Annotated in this window: 23 protein-coding genes and 1 pseudogene; 19 read left to right on the forward strand and 5 right to left on the reverse strand. The window is 46.3% G+C overall.

Annotated features, from left to right (window positions below; genetic code table 11):
- The first annotated feature begins 24 nt into the window (after window positions 1-24).
- From AC0LWF_RS14280 to AC0LWF_RS14310, 7 genes are all read left to right on the forward strand, one after another.
- The gene (locus AC0LWF_RS14280; protein WP_474652192.1) at window positions 25-1,116 is read left to right on the forward strand and encodes a glycosyltransferase family 4 protein; all 1,092 of its coding nucleotides are present in this window, start codon (window positions 25-27) and stop codon (window positions 1,114-1,116) included.
- 15 nt (window positions 1,117-1,131) lie between these two features.
- Window positions 1,132-1,872: a YheC/YheD family protein gene (locus AC0LWF_RS14285; RefSeq protein ID WP_474652193.1), complete on the forward strand. Its 741-nt coding sequence runs from the start codon at window positions 1,132-1,134 to the stop codon at window positions 1,870-1,872.
- A gap of 109 nt (window positions 1,873-1,981) precedes the next feature.
- The gene (locus AC0LWF_RS14290; protein ID WP_474652255.1) at window positions 1,982-2,338 is read left to right on the forward strand and encodes a DedA family protein; all 357 of its coding nucleotides are present in this window, start codon (window positions 1,982-1,984) and stop codon (window positions 2,336-2,338) included.
- A 92-nt stretch (window positions 2,339-2,430) separates the two neighbouring features.
- The gene (locus tag AC0LWF_RS14295) at window positions 2,431-2,850 is read left to right on the forward strand and encodes a divergent PAP2 family protein (protein WP_474652256.1); all 420 of its coding nucleotides are present in this window, start codon (window positions 2,431-2,433) and stop codon (window positions 2,848-2,850) included.
- A gap of 27 nt (window positions 2,851-2,877) precedes the next feature.
- On the forward strand, window positions 2,878-3,786 hold the full coding sequence (locus AC0LWF_RS14300; RefSeq protein WP_474652194.1) for an alkaline phosphatase family protein: 909 nt from the start codon (window positions 2,878-2,880) through the stop codon (window positions 3,784-3,786).
- A gap of 30 nt (window positions 3,787-3,816) precedes the next feature.
- A complete protein-coding gene (locus tag AC0LWF_RS14305) occupies window positions 3,817-4,734 on the forward strand; it encodes an ABC transporter ATP-binding protein (RefSeq protein WP_474652195.1) in 918 nt (305 codons plus the stop codon).
- Window positions 4,731-5,945, forward strand: a complete 1,215-nt coding sequence (locus AC0LWF_RS14310) for a DUF2705 family protein (RefSeq protein ID WP_474652196.1) — start codon at window positions 4,731-4,733, stop codon at window positions 5,943-5,945. Before AC0LWF_RS14305 ends, AC0LWF_RS14310 begins: the two co-directional genes overlap by 4 nt.
- A 38-nt stretch (window positions 5,946-5,983) precedes the next feature.
- On the opposite strand, the pseudogene AC0LWF_RS14315 reads toward AC0LWF_RS14310, so the two are convergent.
- Both AC0LWF_RS14315 and AC0LWF_RS14320 read right to left on the reverse strand, forming a co-directional pair.
- Window positions 5,984-6,157: pseudogene (locus AC0LWF_RS14315) on the reverse strand (ATP-binding protein); the annotation flags it as partial.
- Window positions 6,158-6,224: 67 nt separating this feature from the next.
- Window positions 6,225-6,881 carry a phosphatase PAP2 family protein gene (locus AC0LWF_RS14320; RefSeq protein WP_474652197.1) on the reverse strand — a complete coding sequence of 219 codons (657 nt, stop codon included), beginning with the start codon at window positions 6,879-6,881 and terminating at the stop codon, window positions 6,225-6,227.
- A 243-nt stretch (window positions 6,882-7,124) separates the two neighbouring features.
- Between AC0LWF_RS14320 and AC0LWF_RS14325 the strand changes: the two genes are divergently transcribed.
- The 6 genes from AC0LWF_RS14325 to AC0LWF_RS14350 all read left to right on the forward strand — a co-directional run bounded on the left by AC0LWF_RS14325 (window position 7,125) and on the right by AC0LWF_RS14350 (window position 11,198).
- The gene (locus tag AC0LWF_RS14325) at window positions 7,125-7,409 is read left to right on the forward strand and encodes a stalk domain-containing protein (protein WP_474652198.1); all 285 of its coding nucleotides are present in this window, start codon (window positions 7,125-7,127) and stop codon (window positions 7,407-7,409) included.
- Window positions 7,367-7,522, forward strand: coding sequence for a hypothetical protein (locus AC0LWF_RS14330; protein ID WP_474652199.1), 156 nt, complete (start codon window positions 7,367-7,369; stop codon window positions 7,520-7,522). Before AC0LWF_RS14325 ends, AC0LWF_RS14330 begins: the two co-directional genes overlap by 43 nt.
- A 179-nt stretch (window positions 7,523-7,701) precedes the next feature.
- Window positions 7,702-8,145, forward strand: coding sequence for an ASCH domain-containing protein (locus tag AC0LWF_RS14335; protein WP_474652200.1), 444 nt, complete (start codon window positions 7,702-7,704; stop codon window positions 8,143-8,145).
- Window positions 8,146-8,827: 682 nt separating this feature from the next.
- Complete coding sequence (locus tag AC0LWF_RS14340; RefSeq protein ID WP_474652257.1) at window positions 8,828-9,817, forward strand: tRNA dihydrouridine synthase; 990 nt, start codon at window positions 8,828-8,830, stop codon at window positions 9,815-9,817.
- A gap of 272 nt (window positions 9,818-10,089) precedes the next feature.
- Entirely contained in the window at window positions 10,090-10,980 is an 891-nt protein-coding gene (locus AC0LWF_RS14345) for a hypothetical protein (protein ID WP_474652201.1), read from the forward strand.
- Window positions 10,981-11,072: 92 nt separating this feature from the next.
- The gene (locus tag AC0LWF_RS14350; protein WP_474652202.1) at window positions 11,073-11,198 is read left to right on the forward strand and encodes a hypothetical protein; all 126 of its coding nucleotides are present in this window, start codon (window positions 11,073-11,075) and stop codon (window positions 11,196-11,198) included.
- A gap of 348 nt (window positions 11,199-11,546) precedes the next feature.
- Here the strand turns inward: AC0LWF_RS14350 and AC0LWF_RS14355 are convergent, their stop codons facing one another.
- Window positions 11,547-12,317: a glycosyltransferase family A protein gene (locus AC0LWF_RS14355; RefSeq protein WP_474652203.1), complete on the reverse strand. Its 771-nt coding sequence runs from the start codon at window positions 12,315-12,317 to the stop codon at window positions 11,547-11,549.
- A gap of 18 nt (window positions 12,318-12,335) precedes the next feature.
- Window positions 12,336-13,103 carry a glycosyltransferase family protein gene (locus AC0LWF_RS14360; RefSeq protein WP_474652204.1) on the reverse strand — a complete coding sequence of 256 codons (768 nt, stop codon included), beginning with the start codon at window positions 13,101-13,103 and terminating at the stop codon, window positions 12,336-12,338.
- 148 nt (window positions 13,104-13,251) lie between these two features.
- Between AC0LWF_RS14360 and AC0LWF_RS14365 the strand changes: the two genes are divergently transcribed.
- The 5 genes from AC0LWF_RS14365 (at window position 13,252) to AC0LWF_RS14385 (ending at window position 18,765) form a co-directional block, all read left to right on the forward strand.
- The gene (locus AC0LWF_RS14365; RefSeq protein WP_474652205.1) at window positions 13,252-14,019 is read left to right on the forward strand and encodes a hypothetical protein; all 768 of its coding nucleotides are present in this window, start codon (window positions 13,252-13,254) and stop codon (window positions 14,017-14,019) included.
- Between the two features lie 207 nt (window positions 14,020-14,226).
- Window positions 14,227-14,835, forward strand: a complete 609-nt coding sequence (locus AC0LWF_RS14370; protein ID WP_474652206.1) for an SDR family oxidoreductase — start codon at window positions 14,227-14,229, stop codon at window positions 14,833-14,835.
- Window positions 14,836-14,853: 18 nt separating this feature from the next.
- Window positions 14,854-15,858, forward strand: coding sequence for a glycosyltransferase family 61 protein (locus AC0LWF_RS14375; protein ID WP_474652207.1), 1,005 nt, complete (start codon window positions 14,854-14,856; stop codon window positions 15,856-15,858).
- Window positions 15,859-15,889: 31 nt separating this feature from the next.
- Window positions 15,890-17,140, forward strand: coding sequence for a glycosyltransferase family 4 protein (locus AC0LWF_RS14380; RefSeq protein WP_474652208.1), 1,251 nt, complete (start codon window positions 15,890-15,892; stop codon window positions 17,138-17,140).
- A complete protein-coding gene (locus tag AC0LWF_RS14385; protein WP_474652209.1) occupies window positions 17,137-18,765 on the forward strand; it encodes a glycosyltransferase in 1,629 nt (542 codons plus the stop codon). The genes AC0LWF_RS14380 and AC0LWF_RS14385 overlap by 4 nt, the downstream gene beginning before the upstream one ends.
- Before the next feature lie 451 nt (window positions 18,766-19,216).
- On the opposite strand, the gene AC0LWF_RS14390 is transcribed toward AC0LWF_RS14385, so the two are convergent.
- Window positions 19,217-20,449 (reverse strand): glycosyltransferase family 4 protein, encoded by a 1,233-nt coding sequence (locus AC0LWF_RS14390; protein ID WP_474652210.1) that lies wholly within the window; start codon window positions 20,447-20,449, stop codon window positions 19,217-19,219.
- A gap of 202 nt (window positions 20,450-20,651) precedes the next feature.
- On the opposite strand from AC0LWF_RS14390, the gene AC0LWF_RS14395 reads away from it, so the two are divergent.
- Window positions 20,652-21,929 (forward strand): nucleotide sugar dehydrogenase, encoded by a 1,278-nt coding sequence (locus AC0LWF_RS14395; RefSeq protein ID WP_474652211.1) that lies wholly within the window; start codon window positions 20,652-20,654, stop codon window positions 21,927-21,929.
- The last annotated feature ends 28 nt before the right edge of the window (window positions 21,930-21,957 follow it).

Genomic DNA, 21,957 nt, shown 5'->3' on the forward strand with positions numbered 1-21,957 from the left:
TAACGGGCATGAAGGGAGCCTCAAATGAGACTGTTAATTTTTGCCCCGGAACAAATCCCTGTCCCCCCGAAGAGGGGAGGTTCAGTTGAGAATTGCATCTACCAGATTGCTAAACATATGCCTGATTCACATCGAGTAACAATTATCAGCAAATGGAGAAAAGGTCTTCCTCGGAAGATGGAAGCAGGCAATATGACCATTCTAAGAGTGTCTGGTAATACGAAAAAAACGTACCTGATTCATGCAATAAAGAGAGCTAAACGTGCAGGAAATTACGATTTTATCCAAATTGATAATCGTCCCAACTTCGTTCGCTCTATTCGCAGTGCCTTTCCTGGAATTCCAATCTCCGTCTTCTTGCATTCTATGACATTCGTCACTTCTCCCATGACAACACGGCGCAATGCTAACTTAGCACTCCGCTACGCAGATGTTATCGTTGGCAATAGTAGTTCGCTTGAAGATACTTTAACGAAACGATTTCCTGCCCATCGAAAAAAAATGAAGTACGTGCACCTTGGAGTCGACACAACTAAATTTCTCCCGAACGACAGAAGAGCAGATGGAAAGTTTCATATTCTCTTCGCAGGAAGGCTTATCCCGAGGAAGGGAATCCCCGTGCTGCTCAAGGCTTTCAGAATTGCAAGGAAAGAAGTACCTGGATTACGGCTTTCCATTGCTGGGGGTTCACTGAAACGCGCATATGGATTGTATTTGCGAAAGATCGCTCGAGATCTTAATGTTCCGGTACAGTTCAAAGGGAACTTGTCTCGGTTGCAAATGCCGGATTTTTACCGCTCAGGAGATTGTTTTGTCTGTCCTTCTCAGAAACATGAAGCATTTGGACTTGTCAACGTAGAAGCTATGGCTTGCGGTTTACCGGTGATTGCTTCGGATAATGGTGGAATCCCCGAAATTGTTGAGCACGGACGAAATGGATATTTGGTAGAAGAGTACCATAAGCCAATCCGCTTCGCTAAGTATCTGATCAAGCTTGCACAAGATAACGCTTTACACAAACAGCTAGCCGCTCAAGCAAGGATAGATGCTAAAAAACGATTCACTTGGTCACGAACAGCAAAGAAATTGATAAAGCTTTATAAGAAAGAAATATAAGGATGGAGGATGAGCATGCCCCGTCGCGTTAGCAGCAAATGGAAGAAAACAGCTGCACTCTTGAAGGATAACGTTTTATCGGATTATGTTCCCGAAACCGTTCGTATGAGCAAAGGGTCACTGAGAGCTTTGTTGAAGAAATATGAGATGGTATATATAAAGCCTGTGGTGGGTTCGTTCGGAATCGGCGTTATGCGTGTAGAACGTAGAGAGACGGGATATCAGTTCCAAGTCAAAAAACAAGTCCATTCCTTTAAGGAATTCGATGACATGTACCGTACCATTCTAAAGCACACAAGCAAGAAAAAGTATCTCGTACAGAAAGGCATTCACTTGCTTAAGCATAAGGGAAGAAGCTTCGATCTTAGTGTTATGTCACAATATGCGCCTAATCGTCGATGGGAGACGACAGGCATAATAGGCCGGGTTGCCGCTAAAAATAAAATCGTAACCAATTTCCACAGCGGAGGTACGATTGTTACTGCAAATCGGTTGCTTGCGGGTTACACAAAAGATGTTGATGAAAAATTGAAATCACTCTCGAAGCTGGGCATGAAGGCAGGCAGAGCTATGCAGAAAGAATTCCCGGGCGTGTGCGTGGTTGGGCTTGACGTCGCACTTGATCAAACATTAAGACCATGGATACTAGAAGTGAACACAAGTCCGGATCCGTATATATTCCGTAAACATCCGAACAAATCTGTGTTTAGAACAATCATGCGATATGCCAAATTGTATCCGAAGTCGAGAGCCTGATCTTATAGGCTCTTTTTGTTTGGCGTCACTTAAGAAAATGTTAAGAATCTGTTCATAAGAGATTTAGGAATTCAGTCTACATTAAGATTAGTTATTCTTCTGTCGTTGGATCGGTCATTGCTTACTATATCGGAGCTTATTTAATGCCTCGCACTTTGAACAGTTTCAAAGATGGTTTGCGCGCTATGGTCAGAGTACCGTCTTTTTCGCCAGAAATTTACCGTTCATCCGGACCTTTATTTCATTGCCTGCCGGTATTGCTAGGATGCCATTCATGAAATTTATGTTGTTCTCCTTGTTAGGCTGTATTCCATGGAATATGGCGCTCGCATTTGCTGGGCTCAAACTCGGTGCGAATGCAAATTCAATTGAAACTTATCATCATCCGATTAGCTATGCCCTTGCAGGAATAGCATGTTTGTTGATTGTGTACTGGCTATTGCGGAAGAGAAGGAGAGATGCCTAATGACTCCCGCGAAGAAGAAGCATACTAAAAATAAACGAGACCATTCGAATGTAAGCTAGCCCCATCACGAGGAGTGACCTATCATTTTTAATATTCCGCTACAAACTGCGTTAATATCTATTGTCGCTGCGCAAACGTTGAAGATACCCATCAATTTACTGACGAAGCGGTCATTAAATATAAAAATTGCGGTTAGCACTGGGGGAATGCCGAGTTCGCATTCCGCTGCCGTCTGTTCCCTTGCTGCTTCAGTCGGATTGGTGGATGGATTCCATTCCAGCATGTTTGCTCTTGCTGTACTATTCAGTGTAATTACGATGTACGACGCGATGGGTATCCGCAGACATGCTGGGACACATGCGACAATATTGAACCGGTTGATTCGTTTATTCCCGGCTCATTCCAAAGAACTGCAAGAAGAGGGAACGCTGAAGGAGATGCTGGGTCATCGTCCTATTGAAGTATGTGCAGGAGCTTTGCTTGGAATCGCAATTGGTGTATGGATGAATTAAGTAGGAGTCGATCATTTGAGGAGTCGTATGAACAATATAAAAAGTAACTTCGTAATATTATTGCTGCTTGTCGTACTAACAGGATGCAGTGAAGCGCCTGCAATTTTGGGCAAAGGACAACCACCATCGGCAAATTCAATCGAAACGGATGTAGAACCAGCCGCTGTTAAGACATCGAAATTCCCTAATATAACGGTTAAGCACATTGTGATTGTTATTGAAGAGAACCATTCATACAAACAAATCGTCAACCGTTCGAATGCTCCGTTTATGAACAAGCTGATTAAGCAAGGAGCATTATTTACGAATGCATACGCGATTACGCATCCCTCTCAACCCAATTATATCGCTTTATTCTCAGGCTCCACGCAAGGAGTGAAGGATGATTCCTGTAAGAAGCCGTTTCAGACTGACAATTTGGGGCGTCAATTATTGAAGTCGAAACTGACGTTTGTCGGATATTCTGAAGATTTACCTAAAGCAGGTTTTACGGGTTGCACCTATAAAGGATATGGCCGCAAGCATAATCCTTGGGTTCAATTTACGAATATCCCTGCGAAACTCAATCAACCTTTTAGCGCATTCCCGCAACAGTTTGACAAGCTTCCAACGGTATCTTTCGTCATCCCAAATCACCAAGATGATATGCATGATGGAACGGTCAAGGAAGCGGACGACTGGTTGAAGGGTAATTTGAGTGCTTATGTGGACTGGGCAACGAAGCATCAGAGCTTACTCCTCCTAACATGGGATGAAGATGATTTTTCGAAGAAGAATCAGATTCCCATTGTTATGATCGGTTCAATGATTAAGCCCGGCAAGTACAACGAACGGATCAATCACTACAATGTCTTGCGCACAATTGAGGATCTCTACGGTCTGTCTCGTCTTGGAGCGAGTCGCAATGCTGCGCCAATTACAAGTGTTTGGAAGTAATTGTTGGCATAAGAACTGGAGGCGATAATAATGGCTGACGTATTGAAAGTCAACGGGTTAACGAAACGAATTGATCAACGAACCATCGTGGAGGATATCTCATTCTCCGTGCAAGAAGGAGAAATTTTCGGCCTGTTAGGGCCGAATGGCGCAGGGAAGACAACGACCATTCGAATGCTTGTCGGACTTGCTAAACCTACTGCGGGAACGGTTCATATTTGCGGACACGACGTACAGACATCAAGGCGACTTGCGATGCAAGAAATCGGAACGATTGTAGAGAACCCTGAATTATACCCTTACTTGTCGGGATATGAGAATTTGATACAGTTTGCAAGGTTGTCCGGTGAAGTCGATATTGAGCGCGTTCAAGCAACGATACGACTTGTCGGATTAGAAGAACGCATCCACGATAAGGTTCGCCGTTATTCCCTGGGAATGAGACAACGACTCGGACTTGCCCAAGCATTATTGCATGATCCATCGCTGCTCATACTGGACGAACCAACGAATGGACTAGATCCTAGCGGTATCCGTGAATTCCGTGATTTATTACTGCAATTGACTAAACAGGGTAAGAGCATCTTAATCTCGAGTCATCTTCTTGCAGAGCTAGAGATGATTTGTGATCGGGTAGGCGTCATTAATCGAGGAAAATGGGTGACGACAGCAACACTTGCAGATTTGCGCAGGGGCTCGATGAATGATCGTTTAACAATAGAAGTAAACGCACCTGAAGTCGCACTTCGCGTCCTAAAATCTGTACATCCGGAACTTCAGCTGTTTAGAGGGGAAGGCAATGAGATCGACATCCTTGAATACGACGAGATTCTTAATCATGTCCTGTCCACGCTCATTCAGAACAATGTTGAAATCCATAATATTGAACGCAAGAAACAGACATTGGAAGATGTATTCTTGCAAATGACGGGAGGAGCTACGGCATGAATGAGCTGATCCGAATTGTTCAGAATGAATGGACGAAGTTAATTCGCCGCAGGCGCTTCATGGTCGTATTGTTGCTTGGGGTCGTGCTCGTTTCGATTTATACCTATGCGGAGCACTATCAATCCGTTAGTCAGAGACACAATTCAGACCCTGCGGTTCAGAAACAAGAGATATCTGATCGTATACAGAGGCTTCAGTCCAGACTATCAACGGACACCAGTATGACGGAAGCGGATAAAGCAAATATCAATGATCGGATTAAGGCGCTGAATCAAAGTAAGGATCAGCTTAATCAGCCGCAGCCTGATCCGTCGGTTTTTGATGCGACTCGAACACAGCAAGCAATTGATTCTCTAAACAAAGAAATTGCGGCACTGACACCTGATAAAGAGGTAGAGCTTGGCGATCTCCAGATGCAGGTACAATTGCAGCAGTACACGATTGATCATAAACTCCCTTTGGTCGTGAATCACGATCCGCAAATAACAGCCTGGAGTGCTATTAATGACTTGCTGAATATAGGAAGCCAATTGTTTATCCCGCTGCTCTGTGTACTGCTCGCAGCTGACATGGTGTCAGGAGAGCAAACTGGCGGCACGATCAAGTTACTACTCACACGTCCAGCTTCTCGAGGCAAAATCTTACTAGCGAAGTACTTAACATCAGTGACTGCTTCGGTACTGGTAATCGCAATTATACTTGCAGTATTGACCGGTTTGTCCGTACTAACTTTTGGAACTGGCGGAGCGAGTCAGCCAGTTGCAGTAGGTGTGACCTATCATGGCGTAACAGAAATGATCCGTGGTTCAATGACACATACAGCCGCAGCGAATCCTGCTAGCCTGTCTATTGTGACTGCAGCTCATTTCAGCTTCACGGCGATGTTGCTTACACTTGTTGCAACTATTGCGATGTGTACGCTTGGTTTCTTCTGCTCCGTGCTACTGCGTTCCGCTGCAGTAAGTACTGGGGTGGCCATGGCTGTTATTATTCTAGGGACGATTGTGGTCCATATTATATCTGGCGTGAAGTGGATGCAATATTTCATTACCGCTAATTTCGGACTTTCATCGGCTTGGACTGGGGATCTGTCTTCACAGTTTGGTTTCCCGGTTAACTTGAGCAGCAGTTTAGCAGTCTTGCTAGGCTGGACAATCGCCCTTTATGCGATTGGATATGCTTTGTTTACTCGTCGTGATGTTCTGGGTTAGATCCATGATGAAGAGCCTGTCGCAAGACAGGCTCTTTGCTATAGCTTTTCTTTTGGAAAAGACACTGTCACAACCGTCCCTTTTCCTAATTCACTATTCAGTTGAATCGTGCCAGAGTAAGCTTCGGTTATTCGTTTGGCTATGGCAAGCCCAAGGCCAGCACCACCGCTCTTTCTCTCTCGTGAGGAATCGACACGATAGAAGCGTTCGAACGAGTAGGGGACACTAGGGAGTTACAACTAGTGGTATTTCCGAGTATGTAATGAGACCGTTTCGAATTCAGATTCTCTGCTGCTTCTCCCAACGCTTTTCTAAAAAATACTGATATAGCGCGATTGTAACCCATAGCCAAGCACCGCTTGCTAAATATCCGCCCAACACATCGCTTGGGTAATGGACACCCAGATAGATGCGACTTGCACCGATCATGACGACGAAGCCGATACCAGTGATAATCATTAATGAACGGGCCACTGGTCCTCGTACATGCTTCCATAGAAAAAAGGCAGTCAGTCCGTATAAGGTAAAAGCCGACATCGAATGTCCACTGGGAAAACTATATCCGTTTGCCTCAATGATCCGGTGCACGATCGGTCTCGCGCGATGGAAAATAAGCTTTAATATCGTGTTGAGAAGTGCGGATCCGACTATAATACTGACAAAAACGATTAATTCCTTACGGTGCCCCAGAAATGCGAACATGATGGAAATCCCCAGTGTAATTAAGGTGACCGGCCATCCTGAGCCAATCATTGTAAAAAATTTCATCACCTTCGTTAAAGGGGCGGATTCCATGTTTCTAACGATACCCGTAATCCTTGTATCGAAAGAGGCAATCTGATGTTCGCCAATTAGAAATGCAATGACGATAAATCCGCAGATGCATAGGCTGGATGCAAAAATTGATCGGCTCAGTACACTTTTATACAATTTCATGCTGTCACATTTCCTCTGATAATCATGACCTGAACATTGTCCAAGAAATGAATAAGATGTAAAAAAATTTCTATTCCAGTATGAATCAATTGTGCGCATTGGCTTTGACATTCATACATTTGAAAATAATATATTAACCAACCTAACTGGAATAACTTACATCGTAACTAACCTATAATCCGTGCGTCTCATAGAGGTTACGAAGTAACGAATCCGCAAATTGGAAGAGGGATTATACTTTACATGAACCAACGTGTAATTTTGTTTGCAGCAGTTCTATTGTGTCTGTATATCCATGGTTCTCTGATGGTTCCACTTCGGTTTGTTTCCGAATCTCTCGATTGTACAGACCGATGGGATGGTGAGCAAAATCAAATTACGATTATTAATGAAAAAGAATTTGCTCCACAAAAGCTTATCGTAAACGGCAATCCCGCGAAAGAAGGCGTTTCAGTAGAAAAATACGTCAATACTGTACTGTTGGCGTGTTCGGGCATTCCGCCGGCGGGCATCTGGCGGCATTGCTAGGTACGACTGGACAGGTAGAAGAAATGGAAGGCTGTAGTGGGAAGCCCGGTATTTCCAGCTCCGTGCAGGCGGTTTCGTACCGAGGCGCTTTTCTTTTTCAAAGACGAAATTAATCCATCTACAGGAATGCTAACGGAGAACGAGAGACGCATATTTAACAGTGAACAAATAGCCGACGCAGCTGAAGCTGAAGACAGCTTTTTCTTTTTGAGGTTTTTTATGAGGGTATGGAAAGTCTGGTGAATGTTTGGGGAATAGTACTTCATTATGAACAGTAATGGAGCGTAGAGGAATGAAAGTATTATCCATGATTCAACCGTGGGCGACTCTGCTTGTCCAAGACGAGACTCTCTATGAAACAAGATCCTGGAAGACCCTGTATCGCGGTCCGTTGGCCATTCATGCAAGCCAGAAAGTCGATAAGCAGGCCTGCAAATATGAACCCATTCGTTCTTTACTCGCCAAGAATGGCTATACGGAACAAAACCTCCCTACGGGGGTTATCCTTGCTACTTGCGTGCTTACGAATTGTTATCAAGTCATCGACGCTAATCATACGTCAGCCATTCTGGATTGCGGGAAGGTCGTGACGGGGGATGACTTCCTGTTAGGCGATTACAGGCCAGGTTATTTTGCGTGGGAAATAGCGGGTTTCCGTCTGCTGAAGCCCTATATTCCAGTGAAGGGAAAACTGGGACTTTGGGAATATCCGATAGGCGAAGAGTTAATGATATGACCTATGTAAACAATCAATTAATGGAGGTTCAGACTTGACCAATCACTTATTTTCTCCTTAAAGGTTTACAATTGAAAAATCGGGTAGTCATGGCCCCCAGATTCAAATTGCTCATGCTGGCCGAAAAGCGGAAGATTGTCGGATGACAAGAACATTATCTCATTAAAGGTCGCGAAAATCGCGGCTTTTTTTATTTATGGGATCAAGTTCTTGTCAAAACCAGATGACAAGAACTTGATCCCATTACCGAAATTGACAAGAACTTGATGTCATTGCAGACGAATGGCTGGGATTCGTATATTGAGGCAGTGCGCGTCAGAGGTGACCGACTACACTTCGTTCAGCAAGAGGTTGACTGTGGCGAACTTGGAAGAAATGAAAGCTAGTCATTTCTGAGAATAATAAATTGTTGGTCGTTGTCGTTAGGTGACCTGATCCGCAGCCAGTTTTTATTCGGAGACATTCCCAATTGCAAAAAAACATGGTGTAATTACGAAACATTGTTGAAGGTACGAAGGGGACATACCCATCATGACGTTATTCAGTTTATAATAAAATCGTGTACTTTATGGAATGTCTGTTGTTAACCTGTGATGGTGTTTGAATAATGTTCCACTGGCAGCAAGTATTTTACTATTCTAAGGACAACGATTGTTCTGATAGGTAAGAGGGGTTTTTAATGATGCAAGAAAACTTTTGGCGCGATTTACCACGACCTTTTTTTGTACTAGCACCCATGGAAGATGTGACAGATGTTGTGTTTCGCCATGTGGTAAGTGAGGCAGGCAGACCGGATGTATATTTTACGGAGTTTGCGAATACGGAGAGTTATTGTCACCCAGAGGGGAACAAAAGTGTACGTAGGCGCTTGACTTTTACCCCAGATGAACAGCCCATTGTAGCACATATCTGGGGAGATAAGCCGGAATTTTTCCGTGAAATGAGCATCGGCATGGCGAAAGAAGGATTCAAAGGCATCGATATTAATATGGGTTGTCCAGTGGCGAATGTAGCAGAGAATGGGAAGGGCAGCGGCCTGATCTGCCGACCTGAAATCGCAGCGGATATCATCCAAGCCGCCAAAGCCGGGGGACTGCCTGTCAGTGTAAAAACAAGGCTCGGTTTTAGTGACCTAGACGAATGGCGTGACTGGTTAACCCATATTTTGAAACAAGACATTGTTAATCTGTCCATTCATCTTCGGACACGAGAGGAAATGAGCAAAGTAAAAGCTCATTGGGAACTGATTCCGGAGATTAAGAAGCTTCGTGATGAGGTGGCGCCAGATACACTTCTGACCATTAACGGGGATATCCCTGACCGTCAGACCGGCCAGCAGCTTGCAGAGCAATACGGTGTCGACGGTATTATGATTGGACGCGGTATTTTTCAAAATCCATATGCATTTGAGAAAGAGCCGAAGGAGCACAGCGGTGCGGAATTGCTTGATCTGCTGCGGCTCCATCTGGATCTGCATGATCAATACTCAGCAGAGGAACCACGTTCGTTTAGTGCGCTTACCCGTTTCTTCAAAATCTATGTCCGTGGGTTTCGAGGGGCAAGTGAACTCAGAACCAGCTTGATGAACGCCAAATCAAAAAGTGAAGTGCATGTATTGCTGAATAAATTTGGAAGCAATGAGCATGATGGGGCTGAGGAACATGGAAATTAGATTGCCGAAAAAGCTTCTTTTGATAATAGATTAAGTGAGTGAATTTTGTAGAAGTGATTAAGCTAACTGGACACGATAGTTCAACTAGAAGGAGCAGATTGCCGCGACAGCTGCTCCTCAGTTGCCGTTCTATTTTGCGTTCGTTTTTGAAATGGGCGAGATTATCGAATTGAAAGTGTGAGGACTCTGCATAATTGATGTTCTAAAGATAGAGGCTTGCACATCTCCTATATATCGAACGCATTATTTTATACATATAAAGGAGGACGTGTATGGCGAAATTAAAGCAGCTATTCGCAAAGCATTCGTTCGTAAAAGGTGTTCTAATTGGTGTGTTAGTGATGTCTACATTCTTTGGAGTGACAACCGCTCTGGGGGACAGCAACAGCTTGACCTACTATGCTTGCGTGAATAACAGCTCTGGCACAATTAAAATGATAGACTCATCCAAGACTTGCGGCAGTAACGAATTGCGAATTGTTTGGAATCAAAAAGGTGATCCTGGCATTGTTGGGCCACAGGGGCCAGTTGGTGATCAGGGTATTCAAGGTATTCCTGGTCCAGCTGGTCAACAGGGTGAAAAAGGTGATACCGGTGCAACTGGTCCAGCGGGACTGCAGGGTGAAAAAGGCGATACTGGTGAGCCTGGTCCGCCGGGGGATTCAACGGAACTTGCAGGTCTTCCAGCCCAAGTAAATGTTCTGCAACATCAGATGAATAGCATGTTAAGAGAAATTGTATTGGTAAGCAAATTCCCCGGCCATGGAACTCCTGCTGGCAACGGTATAGCTACATTTCAAGGCACATTCAAGTTAACAGACCTAAATGGAAAGCCGATCAAAATAACACCAAGTTCCTTCTATCAGGTAGCGACCGTAAAATTGGACCAAGAAGAAATTATCCAAAGAAGCCAACTCAGCCCACACCCACTCCCAGGACACCCAAACCCAGCAATTAGCTATGAGTTTTCGAACGCTGTAGATGATCCTAATACCGCTGAAGATGATTCCAATAACTTTTATATTACTTTTTATAAAACAGATGGACCATTCCTTGATCATAACATCATGAACTTTACGATAGAATTACAAAAAGAAATTGATCCAGTAGGAATGGAGAACTTTGCAACAATGATCGCACATCCCATAATCCTCCCTAACTAAACTTTGGAAGAAGGCTGCCCACTTGATATGCTCCCCAAATAGTAGACAGGTGAAATAATAAAAGCCTGATGCTATGAGGGGAGCATATTTTCGTGCCCAAAATTCAATACCTTGCCGAAGAAAAACTGGCCATTATTGAAGAGGTTGACCGTGGCGGGCTTGGCAGTATGGCCGCTGCATACAAATATGGGATATCAAAATCAACTTTGGTTAAATAGCGGCAGCGTTATGAGGTCTATGGTCTCGACGGGCTAGCGGTTCGAACAGGCAACCGTACTTATTAATCCTTCTCCTTATCTGGTCATTTAGACACACTTTGGAGCGGGCAAAATGCACAAAACCAAACCCAGAATGAGTGAGAAAAAAGCTGCCAGGTCACACTGGCAGCTTTTTTATTGTTCTCGATGAAGTGGTGATCATGTAACTTCAATCATTTAGTTTCCGCGCGAACCGTTGGAGCCACGCGAACCGTTAGAACCGCGGGAACCATTGCTGCCTTTAGTGGCTAATCGCTGATGTACCTGGTACGAATAAAAGCCTCTCCAAAAGATTGGAGAGGCTTTATCTTACTCCTTTTTGCGAAACAACAGGTCTACAAGCTCGTCAAAACGATTCCTTTTTTTTGAATTGTTTTTCGATAATTCCGTTATGCCTAAATACACCTTTTCTTGCCGGTTGTGTTTAGCTTGAATGGAGTTGGCATGATACCGATGTTCGTCTGATTCATAATCTACGGGATGAAAGCTCCAGTGAGCAGCCAATTGCTGAAAAAATACGGCATCGGCCCAAGCCCAAATCGTCGGGTCGTCATTCCATCGAGGAACAAGTTCAAAGCATAATGTTCGGTGCATAATTGAATTATGATCTATTTTTTCGGCAGGCTCTCTGGTTATGCCCACCAGAGGTCTTATCCCGCTTTTATGAATCTGACCATCATCTGCCACGACGGCAAAGCATTGCTTGCCATAGACAATATGAATGTGTTCATCTGATTCAAACACTTCTACCATCTTCTCGAATCGTTCAGGATAATAGATATCGTCATCCGTAAGGTACGTAACTAAATCGCCTGTTATGTGTGGGATGGCCAAATTAATGCAGGTCGCATAGCGTGTCGTCTTTCGCCTGTCTTGCCTACTAACACCTGATTGGATGATTTGAATTCTGACATCCGAGCTTGCAAAAGCGTATAGCACTTCTTGCGTTTCTCGGTTAGAGTGATCATCCACGATCAGCAGCTCCCAATACGGATACGACTGATTCAATACGCTCGCAATGGCATCCCGGATCATTACCGGACGGTTATAGCTGGTTAAGATACAGCTGACTTTAAGCATAACGAAGCTCCTCCAGACCTAATTGAAAATCCAGCCGCAACATAAATCCATGCTCAAATCTTGAGTATTCATCGCGCGTTCGCGGTACATTTCTTCCAATCTGCGCCTGTCTACGTAGTGCTGCCAGCCTAACCCATTTTCTCTGTATTTCTGAGGGATCCTTGTTTGTATGAACAGCTTACGCCGTATCATCTCTTCATTCCAAGGGCTAAATTGAAAGTGCAGCGTATAGGCATCCTTCAAATAGATGTCATGCCCGGGATTGTGTGTGGAACGATGCCTCCCAATCTCGTAAGCGCCGTCCGGATGCCTATGAATGAAGCGATCTCTGTGGAACGATTCCATTTGAATGATGCCATGGTGTCTTTGCTTGACAAGAGGTACATTCGGATTCGGTTCCGGATAGCAGTTGCCCAGCGGGTCAAGCATCGTAATCCCGGTCGTTCTACACATGGAAAGACCCTTAAGATTCAATTGCTTCATGAATGCAGCTTTATCTTGAATACATAGAAATTCAGTCGTATTCAATACCATTTTCCAGCCGTGTAACTCACGTTCAATTTCCATCACTTCTTGATCGCATCCCACCAGATCGAAATCTTGGTTTCGCGACTTGCGTATTTCCCACGATGGAGCGAACGTGCGAATGAGCTCATTGGACCGGTCTATAGATCCATAATCGATCATAATTCCGTGATCAAACAACGTACAATGGTGCTTGAGCCACCACTGCAGCATGTAACTCTCGTTATAATAATGACATAGAACGGTCAGTCCGGTTGACATGAGTGATCCCTCTTATCTAGTAGCTCCAAAAACAGATGCTTTACTTTACTCATTTCGCCAATAAATGGATTGGGGAAATGTCACATATAGCAAATTATCTTCAGTTCGGATCTGAAAGTTCAGCAAGTGTCCAAGCAGTGAAAGAGAGATGGAATACTATGAAAATAAATCATTGGAAATAAATGGGTATTTAATTTTCCAGGATTTAATTATTAATAGAAATGAGATGCGATTGCCGATTAACAAACTAGCAACATTGGTAAGCAATTCCGGTACAACTTGGTACTCGACGAACAGCAGATCAGACGCGATTTTAGGAGCGATTACCGGAATTCCAACCGCAACAAGAAACACGGTCGAAAGTTTTTCCAGACAATATCCTTTATGGCCAGAGCTGCGCTTCTATCCTGCTGTAGGTGCAACAAACCCTGAATATGTCTGGAGTGTTGAACAGCCTCCCGATGCGTCGTCAAATACTCCAGGTACGTTATTTTTTGCTCAAGTCCACGAAATCGGAGGATCTTTGTTACCCAACTTGGCTCTTAACCATCTGGCTACAGCCGAAGTTTTTAGCGATAACGCCGCTGCACTTTATATTGATGAGGTCTTTGCTGTCAATGTATTAGGTGTTATCAATCTTACTTTTGTGAAAAGTGTTGTGAGCGGCACCATTAATGGATCGTTAAATGATGCTGGTCAAGTAAGCAGTGCTCCATTTCCTTGGCAAACGATTTCTAAATTTTCCGAAACTTACACGACTATTCTACCGACTACTATCCCTCTTCTAACCGAGTACTTCTTCGTCGTGTCCTTCGAAGCCGTAAACTATTCACCGAATAGCAGTACTATTGACCCTGCAGGTCTTCAGTATATCGTTGAGCTGTATGACGATATCGGAATCGGTAACGGAATCTAACTCCGCACGAAGAAACGGCTGCCAAACGGCAGCCGTTTCTTCGTGCGTCACCTGTACAGGCAAAAGCCAAATTTGAACGGTGAGGGTAATCGTCCACTAGTCATCCGATTAGGATGCATATCATAGCAGCATGGTATTATCTGAGATTGTATCTCGAAATCGAAGAAATAAAGGAAATAGCTTCCGAGTGAAGGAGGAAAGGGACGCATGAACATCTTTATTACGGGTGCCGGTGGGCATCTCGGACGAGATCTGCTCCGTGTTCTCGGGTCAACGTTTACGTGTACGGCTTTTACCTGGCAGGACCTCGACATCTGCGATCTGCGGGCTGTGCAGAAGATGGTTGGCGATGTGAAGCCCGACGTCGTTATCAATGCGATGACTTACTCCAATGTGGATCTGGCCGAGGAAGCTGCTGAGGAGGCTTACCGGATCAATGCGCTCGGAGTTAGCCATTTGGCAATTGCCGCGGAGTCAGCCGGTGCGAAGCTGGTACATGTCAGTACGGAATATAGGTTTGACGGTAACATTGGAGAGCTTTATAACGATATGGATCGGACCAATCTCAATATCTATGGAAAATCCAACCTGCTAGGGGAGCAGTTCGTGAAGGCGGTTTGTCCCCGACATTTCATTGTACGCTCGCTCGCCGAGAATCAGGAGATGAATCAGTCGGCTGACAATCAATTCAGCTCCCCTGCGAATAGGTTTGACTTAGCCGAGTACATTGGACGGTTAATCACGACGGAGCGGTATGGAACCTACCAGGTTTCCAATAGCGGCATTTTCGAACGGATGGGATTCGTCCAAATCTGAGAGGGGGTATTCATTTTGATGAACAGGCCAACGGATTATTATTATTGGATGAAAGATTGGGCCGTCAGCTCGGGTTACGCTTTATCGGATGTCTACTGCGAGGTCGCCGTGAATGCCCAGTTCCCGACCTTTGTAGCTACGATTCCCCGGGGCAGGGTGTACGGTGACAGCGGAACCGTGATTTCTCCTAATAATGTGCTGATATGGGAAGTCTCCTATGATTGGAGCAATGATCCACACAAACATCCGATTTTTCTCACTCAAACGTTACCGCCGGTCGAATATATGCCTGGAAACATAGCCGTCCTTACGAAAATCGGCTCCTCCAACTACTATCATTGGATGTATGACGTCCTGCCCCGTATCTATATGCTTTCTTGCAGCAGGATACCTGTAGATAAATACATCGTGAGTCAAGATTTGCAGCCCTTTCAGTATGAAACGCTTGGGATGCTTGGCATTTCAGCTGATCGTTTGATCTATAGCAATAAGCAATCTCATATCGAGGCTGAACGGCTAATCGCGCCATCAATCGGATTCGGACAGAAATGGGTCTATCATTTCTTAAGAAGCGAATTCCTCTCGCAGGAGCCAAGACCTTTAAGAAGATTGTATATAAGCCGCGGACATTCGGTCGGAAGAACCTTAACGAATGAAGAAGAGGTCATTCAGGTCTTACAATCGTATGGGTTTGAAATCATCTATCCGGAGCATTTGCCGGTAAAAGAACAAATCAAACTGTTCTCGGAAGCCGCATATGTAATTTCGCCTACCGGAAGCGCGTTGACGAATCTGACCTTCTGCAGCTCGCAGACAAAGGTGCTTGAATTCTTCTCTCCCAATTTCATTGTCCATGACATCAAGCGAATTTGCGATTACGGAGGACTGCAGCATGTTGCCTATACAGGAATCGGCTCTCGGCCTCCTAGCTATGAAGGGATTCCGTGGTATTGGGAGGGTCTTGACAACATTTACGTCTCGATTCCTGACCTTAAGCACCTTTGCAAACAGATGGGATTATAGAATCCGTACCGGAAAGGAAGACAAGAAAGCCATGAAAATACTGCTGGCCACCTTCTGGGGTCTGCCTCATGTTGGAGGAGTTGATCTCTATATTCGGCAGCTGAAGCTGGGGCTTGAACAACGCGGCCACCAGGTGGATATTCTGTGCAGGTATCCGGATGGCAGCGGGTATTCAATCCTGAACAAAAAACGGCATTTGTCGAGAAAATCGCTTTACTCCTTAGTAGAGTCGAAGATAAAGATGTATTTCAAGGAGAGCCTGCTCGGCTTGGATCCGATCATTCAGGATGCTGAAACGGAACAGTATTGCTATGAGCTGGGGGCAGCCTATTTGGGCGTGGATTCTTATGATCTCATCCATGCACAGGATGTCATCTCCGCACGGGCTTTGTTTCGGATTAAAAGGCCGCGCACCGCGCTTGTTACCACCATCCACGGGCATCTAGCAGGCGAATGGTTTCTTACTTTGCTCAGACAGGGGGAACTGGAGAACCCGGAACGCAAGGAGAAGCTGTGGCAATATGCCGTGCTGCGTGAACAGCTTGGATTGAATAGCGCAGATGCCGCTACGTTGCCGACAGAGTGGATGAAACAGATGTTGGCCCACGAATTTTCCATTCCCATGGATAAGTTAACTGTCGTCCCTAACGGTATCGATATTAGAGGATTCACGGACCAGCTGCACGGCGGAACAAATATGCGTGCGTCTTCAGGGAAGATGGTCATCATTTGTCCGGCACGCTTTGATGTGATCAAAGGCCATAAGTATCTCATACGGGCGCTAGCCAAATTAAGACGGGAGAGAGACGACTGGGAATGCTGGCTTGTTGGCAGCGGCGGGCTGGAATTTAATTTGCGCGAGCTCGTGAAACTGCATGGTATTGAGGCAGACGTCGCGTTTCTGGGGACGCGCAGAGATGTGCCGGCACTGCTCAAGCAATCGGATATATTTGTGCTTCCGAGTCTGCAGGATAATCATCCGTACGCGGTCATGGAAGCGCAAGTGGCCGGTAAAGCAGTTGTCGTGTCGGATGCAGGAGGCATGCCCGAAATGGTCGCTCACGGAGAAACGGGTTTGGTGTTTCCGGCAGGAAATGACGAGCAGCTCTATCGATATTTGCGTTTGCTCTTGAGTAATGAACAGCTGCGCCATCATCTCTCTGCGCAGGCGAGGCATGTCGGTAATGAACGATGGTCGCTGGATCTCATGATGTCCCGGATGGATGCGGTTTACGGAATGGCGCTGAATCGGAAACGAGAAAGGATTGAGGGGGGCTCATGAGCGGGAAAACAGCGGTTGCGATTAGAATCGGGAGGCTTAAGCGCAAAAAGAAACTCGCAAAAAAGAAACGTTACTGGGTCCCTGCTCCTCCAGGACAAGAAGCCGGATCAAACCGCTTGAAAGTTATGCTATTCTCGCACATCTGCGGTCAAAGATTCATTACTGGCGCGGAAAAATATTTATCTTTGCTGGCAAAGGAGCTGTCTCCTCACGCGGAATGTACCTTGGTCGTGCCAGAGGACGGTATTTTGAAGAGGGAAGTCGAGGCAAACGGGATCCGAACTGTGATCGAACCTTTCTCTTTACTATGGTCAATCTATCGTCCCGATGGTGAGCTTGAGCGGACGGAAGCCTCCATCTTAGCGGAAGGTAAGCATGTCATGCTCATTCAATTGCTTCAGCTTCACAGACCCGACATCGTTATTGTGAACAGCTGCGTGAACGCGCTGCCCGCCATGGCGGCTAAGTCGCTAGGTATACCGGTTGTTTGGATGGTCATGGAGAAAATACATGAGCATCCAGCAGCCTGGCAATCCTCTCATTTGATCAATCGGTATGCCGACCTAATCGTTGGGGTCTCCAATCATTCACTCGTCCTGTTCCGAGAATTCGTGCCGGATGGGAAGCTTATGCTTCTCCCCCCGTCCTCTGCGGTTTGTGAGTCCAGCTCGTTGCCGCAAGCGAATGAGGAGTTAAAGAAGAGATTCCGATTCCCTGATCACAAACATCTGATTGGTTATATTTCGGCAGGCGTGCAGCGGGAGAAAGGATTGGAGCATTTTCTGCTCATGGCCTTAAAGCTTTGCGCTGAGCAGCAGGACCTTTGTTTCCTATGTATCGCAAGTCCTGCCGGCGATGCTGATTATGAACGTTACTGCCGGTCACTGGTGGAACAGTCGGAATTCCGAGATCGCTTCCGGATGCCCGGATTCCAGCCCGACATCGAGAGCATGTACCCTTTAATGGATGTAGTTGTCGTTCCGAGTTTAATCGATGAAGGCTTCGGCATGATCGCTCTGGAGGCTTTGTTATCCGGAATAAAGACGGTTGCCTATCGTTCGGGTGGGTTGGAAGAAGTTTTAACGGCGGCAGGCCAGGAGAGCATGCTTGTTGATAAGGGAGATTTCCGCGGGCTAGCCGCCAAAGTAAAAGAAGGGCTTCTTACGCAGCCCGCAGATGTGGATGTCGACCTTGTGACACGGGTCTTCGGTATGCAAGCCTATCGGGTCAGATTGGCCTCTTTCTTGAGCATGCTCGGTCTGTTGGCGGCAAGGGCAGATATGCAAAGAGCAGCCGAGCATATAAGGCATTTAAAGCCAGGGAGATTATATCGGGGCAATCAAACCCCGTCCGTGTATCTGCTGGAGCTGGGAACGAAACGGCCTTTCTCTTCGCCGGAAGCCTTCAGGCGGTACCGCTTCCGGCAGTCCGATGTATTTGTTGTGTCGGAGCGAAGACTCTTCGCATATCCCGTTGGGTTGGAAATCCGGCATGACCACCTATCCTATCCCCCTTTGGGCCGAGTAATAAGGAAGAGGCGCGGGAAGAGAAGGGGGAAAAAGAATCACAAAGGGAAACCGGCACGAACATACAAACCGCGCAAAAGGATGCGGAAATCCGTCTAAGCTTGCACCTTCCTGTTACTAGGGGGGCAAGCTTAGACGGATGATGATGCAAGATGGACAAGCCTGCGAAATAAAAGCTGACCGGTTCCGAATCATACGCGAGGAGCGCACCCGGGACCGATCAGGGAGATTTAGAGACTGGGAGAATACTGTTTCATATGATGCACGAAATCGATATCAGGCGCCAGGTAAGACGGGGGGAGTTCGGCAGCGATACGATCCCAAATCCGGCGTTCTACTTTTAAACGAATCGTTCGGTGTGGCGGGAGAAAGAACCGGTTATATCTGTTAGCGGAGACGAGGGAGACGAAGCGGCGCCTTCTCCTAAGCTTCTTCCTTCTGAGACGAATGGGACGACTTCGTTTTCTGTTCGTGCTCTTGCGTCGCCGCCCCCGGGATTCCTTTCTCGTTACTCTTCCGATTTTCACTATTTTCCGTTCGGTCATGCCTGTTACCTCCATCTCTTTTGGAGTGCTCTATCGTAGATCGCTAAGATTCTCTCGGTCATCGCTGGAAGAGACCAGTGAAGCAGACCAAATGCTTTAGACTGTTCCCCGAGCCGGCGCCTAAGATCGTCTTCGCTGAGAACCGCAAGCAGGTTGCCATATAGATCCTGATCGTTCCCTGCTGGAAAGATCAGGCCGGTCTTCTCATGCGCCACCATTTCCGGTATGCCGCCGGCATTGGAAACGACAACCGCTTTCCCGGCAACATGAGCTTCCATAATGGCGTAGGGGTGATTATCCTGCAGGCTCGGAAGCACGAAAATATCCGACTTGTTTAAAAGAGCTGGAATGTCCTCGCGGTTTCCCAGGAAAACGACTTCGTTTTGAAGTCCGTAGGTTGCAGCTTGCTCTCTTATCCTTCCTTCCAATTGCCCATTCCCCGCCAGCCAGCACACCCAATCGTTTCTGGCCTGCTTTAATCGGACTAGAGCACGAAGTAAATGAAAATGCCCTTTGACCGGGTCGAAGCGGGCTGAGCATAATATGACCTTCTTCCCGCCGGCGTCGGGCGTAGTGGCGGGTGCGTTCATTTTTAACAAAAACTCCTCAATATCCATTCCGTTCGGGACCGTGGTCATCCGATCATCTGGGACGCGAAAGTCCCGGATCATGATTCCTTTAAGCCACTCAGTCGGCATTATAGTTTCATGGTTCTGCATAATACCGAAGTGCTCGATTAGACCGTAGTAATACCAAAGTGGAGTTTTACGAAAAACGTCGTTCGCAACACCATCTGCTTGATGTCTAGCAAGACTTTCGGTCGAGAGGCATCCGTGGATCGTAGAAACGAGTGCTGTATGCGGATGACGGATCCGAGCGAATGCCCTGGCTGAAATCACGTCCTGCGTATGGATAATGTCATAGGTTGCGGGGCGGAAATAAGCTGCGGCAGCCTCAAAGCAATATCTATCGATTTCCATAGACTCGACTTCGTGATCAAGCCCGGGGAGGTGGTTCGCGAAGTAAGTATCCGCTTTGGCCGAAATCATGGGCCGAATGCTGCTTTTAGCCAATCCCAAGCCCTTGTTTAGAATATGAAAGCCGGAGTCATCAGGCATTCTGCAGAAAATATCCACAACATGACCCCGTGCTTCCAATCCCCTCTTCAGCTGCAGCACATATTTCTCCAATCCTCCAACAGAAGGAAGCCCCCAATAGGTGGCAAGCAGAATGCGCATAGGTAACCTGCCTTTCTGGTCTCAAGTCCTTACATGTGTATGTGTCATCTCGTCTTTCCGAAAGGGACAAAAACCCGTTTTCAAAATTAATAGACCTGGGACAATTTCCTATTTTCATAAAGAGAGGCAGCTATCTAGCGCTTTGCTAGATCAAGCTGCGTACGATGATGGCAGGAGTATTCTAGCTGGGAGGGACTTATTCATGCAGCCTAATGAGCGTTATAAGATCGCCATCATCGGGCTCGGATACGTTGGGCTGCCGCTGGCCAGGCTTTTTTTGGAAAAAGGCCACGCCGTCATAGGCGTTGATACAGATCAGAATAAAATCAAGCAGCTTCAATTGATGCAGCCCTACTTATCCGATTTAACCCGCAAGGAACTCAAAGAAATGTTTGCCGGCGGACGTTTTCATGTAGGCGTTTCATACGAAGCCATTGCTGAGGCTGACTGTATCATTCTCTGCGTGCCGACTCCGACCAATGAAGCGGCGATGCCCGACTTGTCCTATGTGTTTCAAGCCATGAGACAGGCGGTACCCCATTTGCGTCCAGGTCATTTACTGGTATTGGAAAGCTCCACCTATCCAGGTACGACGGAGGAGGAGCTGAAACCATTTATTGAACAACGAGGGTTTCGGGTCGGTTTCGATGTGTTCCTGGCGTATTCGCCCGAACGAATCGACCCTGGCCAGAAGCAATCAGCTTTACAATCGATTCCCAAAGTGGTCGGAGGAGTGACTGCTGCCTGCACCCAATATGCGGCACGGATTTACGGAAAGGTCTTTGATGAAGTGGTCACCGTTTCTAACGCAAGAACGGCGGAGATGACGAAGCTGGTTGAGAACTGTCAGCGTTTCGTGAATATCTCATTTATGAACGATTTGGTTAAGTTATGCGAGGCCATGGAGATCAGTATATGGGAGGTTGTTAGAGCAGCGCGTACCAAGCCATATGGCTTTATGCCGTATTATCCTGGCCCTGGGGTAGGAGGACACTGCATCCCCGTTGATCCCATGTATTTACTTTGGAAGGCAAAGCAATTCAACATCCCTCTGCCTTTCATCGAGCTGAGTCACCAAGTGAATGAAGAAATGCCTAGCTATATCATGGCCCGGACGGCGAAGAGCCTTTACCCGCTTACACTGGACCAGTGCAGCATTATGGTGGTTGGCGTAACGTACAAGAAGGATGTCAACGACCTGCGCGAATCCATGGCATTGAAAGTGTTTGAGCTGCTGATGAAGCAAGGGGCCCAAATGAGCTTCTACGATCCTTATATAGCCGAGCTTCATGTTGCGGGAACAACATTTGCACGGACTCCGCTTACGACTCGAAATGTGAAGAGGAAGGACTGTCTGCTGATTCTAACGGATCATTCTTCCATTCGATACGACGAGCTCGCCAAGCACGCCAAGCTGATCGTAGATACGCGGAATGCGACGGAAGGCGTGAAGGACAAATCGAAAATCGTCTTGCTTTGAAGAGAGAGAGAGACCGGAGGTGATCGGC

The organism is Paenibacillus sp. sgz302114 (genome assembly GCF_056120345.1).

Excerpts from the sequence above, each read along its gene's own strand:
- AC0LWF_RS14280 (WP_474652192.1), top strand. The coding sequence starts at position 25 with ATGAGACTGTTAATTTTTGCCCCGGAACAAATCCCTGTCCCCCCGAAG.
- AC0LWF_RS14285 (WP_474652193.1), top strand. The coding sequence starts at position 1,132 with ATGCCCCGTCGCGTTAGCAGCAAATGGAAGAAAACAGCTGCACTCTTG.
- AC0LWF_RS14300 (WP_474652194.1), top strand. The coding sequence starts at position 2,878 with ATGAACAATATAAAAAGTAACTTCGTAATATTATTGCTGCTTGTCGTA.
- AC0LWF_RS14305 (WP_474652195.1), top strand. The coding sequence starts at position 3,817 with ATGGCTGACGTATTGAAAGTCAACGGGTTAACGAAACGAATTGATCAA.
- AC0LWF_RS14310 (WP_474652196.1), top strand. The coding sequence starts at position 4,731 with ATGAATGAGCTGATCCGAATTGTTCAGAATGAATGGACGAAGTTAATT.
- AC0LWF_RS14320 (WP_474652197.1), bottom strand. The coding sequence starts at position 6,881 with ATGAAATTGTATAAAAGTGTACTGAGCCGATCAATTTTTGCATCCAGC.
- AC0LWF_RS14325 (WP_474652198.1), top strand. The coding sequence starts at position 7,125 with ATGAACCAACGTGTAATTTTGTTTGCAGCAGTTCTATTGTGTCTGTAT.
- AC0LWF_RS14335 (WP_474652200.1), top strand. The coding sequence starts at position 7,702 with ATGAAAGTATTATCCATGATTCAACCGTGGGCGACTCTGCTTGTCCAA.
- AC0LWF_RS14340 (WP_474652257.1), top strand. The coding sequence starts at position 8,828 with ATGCAAGAAAACTTTTGGCGCGATTTACCACGACCTTTTTTTGTACTA.
- AC0LWF_RS14345 (WP_474652201.1), top strand. The coding sequence starts at position 10,090 with ATGGCGAAATTAAAGCAGCTATTCGCAAAGCATTCGTTCGTAAAAGGT.
- AC0LWF_RS14355 (WP_474652203.1), bottom strand. The coding sequence starts at position 12,317 with ATGCTTAAAGTCAGCTGTATCTTAACCAGCTATAACCGTCCGGTAATG.
- AC0LWF_RS14360 (WP_474652204.1), bottom strand. The coding sequence starts at position 13,103 with ATGTCAACCGGACTGACCGTTCTATGTCATTATTATAACGAGAGTTAC.
- AC0LWF_RS14365 (WP_474652205.1), top strand. The coding sequence starts at position 13,252 with ATGGAATACTATGAAAATAAATCATTGGAAATAAATGGGTATTTAATT.
- AC0LWF_RS14370 (WP_474652206.1), top strand. The coding sequence starts at position 14,227 with ATGAACATCTTTATTACGGGTGCCGGTGGGCATCTCGGACGAGATCTG.
- AC0LWF_RS14375 (WP_474652207.1), top strand. The coding sequence starts at position 14,854 with ATGAACAGGCCAACGGATTATTATTATTGGATGAAAGATTGGGCCGTC.
- AC0LWF_RS14380 (WP_474652208.1), top strand. The coding sequence starts at position 15,890 with ATGAAAATACTGCTGGCCACCTTCTGGGGTCTGCCTCATGTTGGAGGA.
- AC0LWF_RS14385 (WP_474652209.1), top strand. The coding sequence starts at position 17,137 with ATGAGCGGGAAAACAGCGGTTGCGATTAGAATCGGGAGGCTTAAGCGC.
- AC0LWF_RS14390 (WP_474652210.1), bottom strand. The coding sequence starts at position 20,449 with ATGCGCATTCTGCTTGCCACCTATTGGGGGCTTCCTTCTGTTGGAGGA.
- AC0LWF_RS14395 (WP_474652211.1), top strand. The coding sequence starts at position 20,652 with ATGCAGCCTAATGAGCGTTATAAGATCGCCATCATCGGGCTCGGATAC.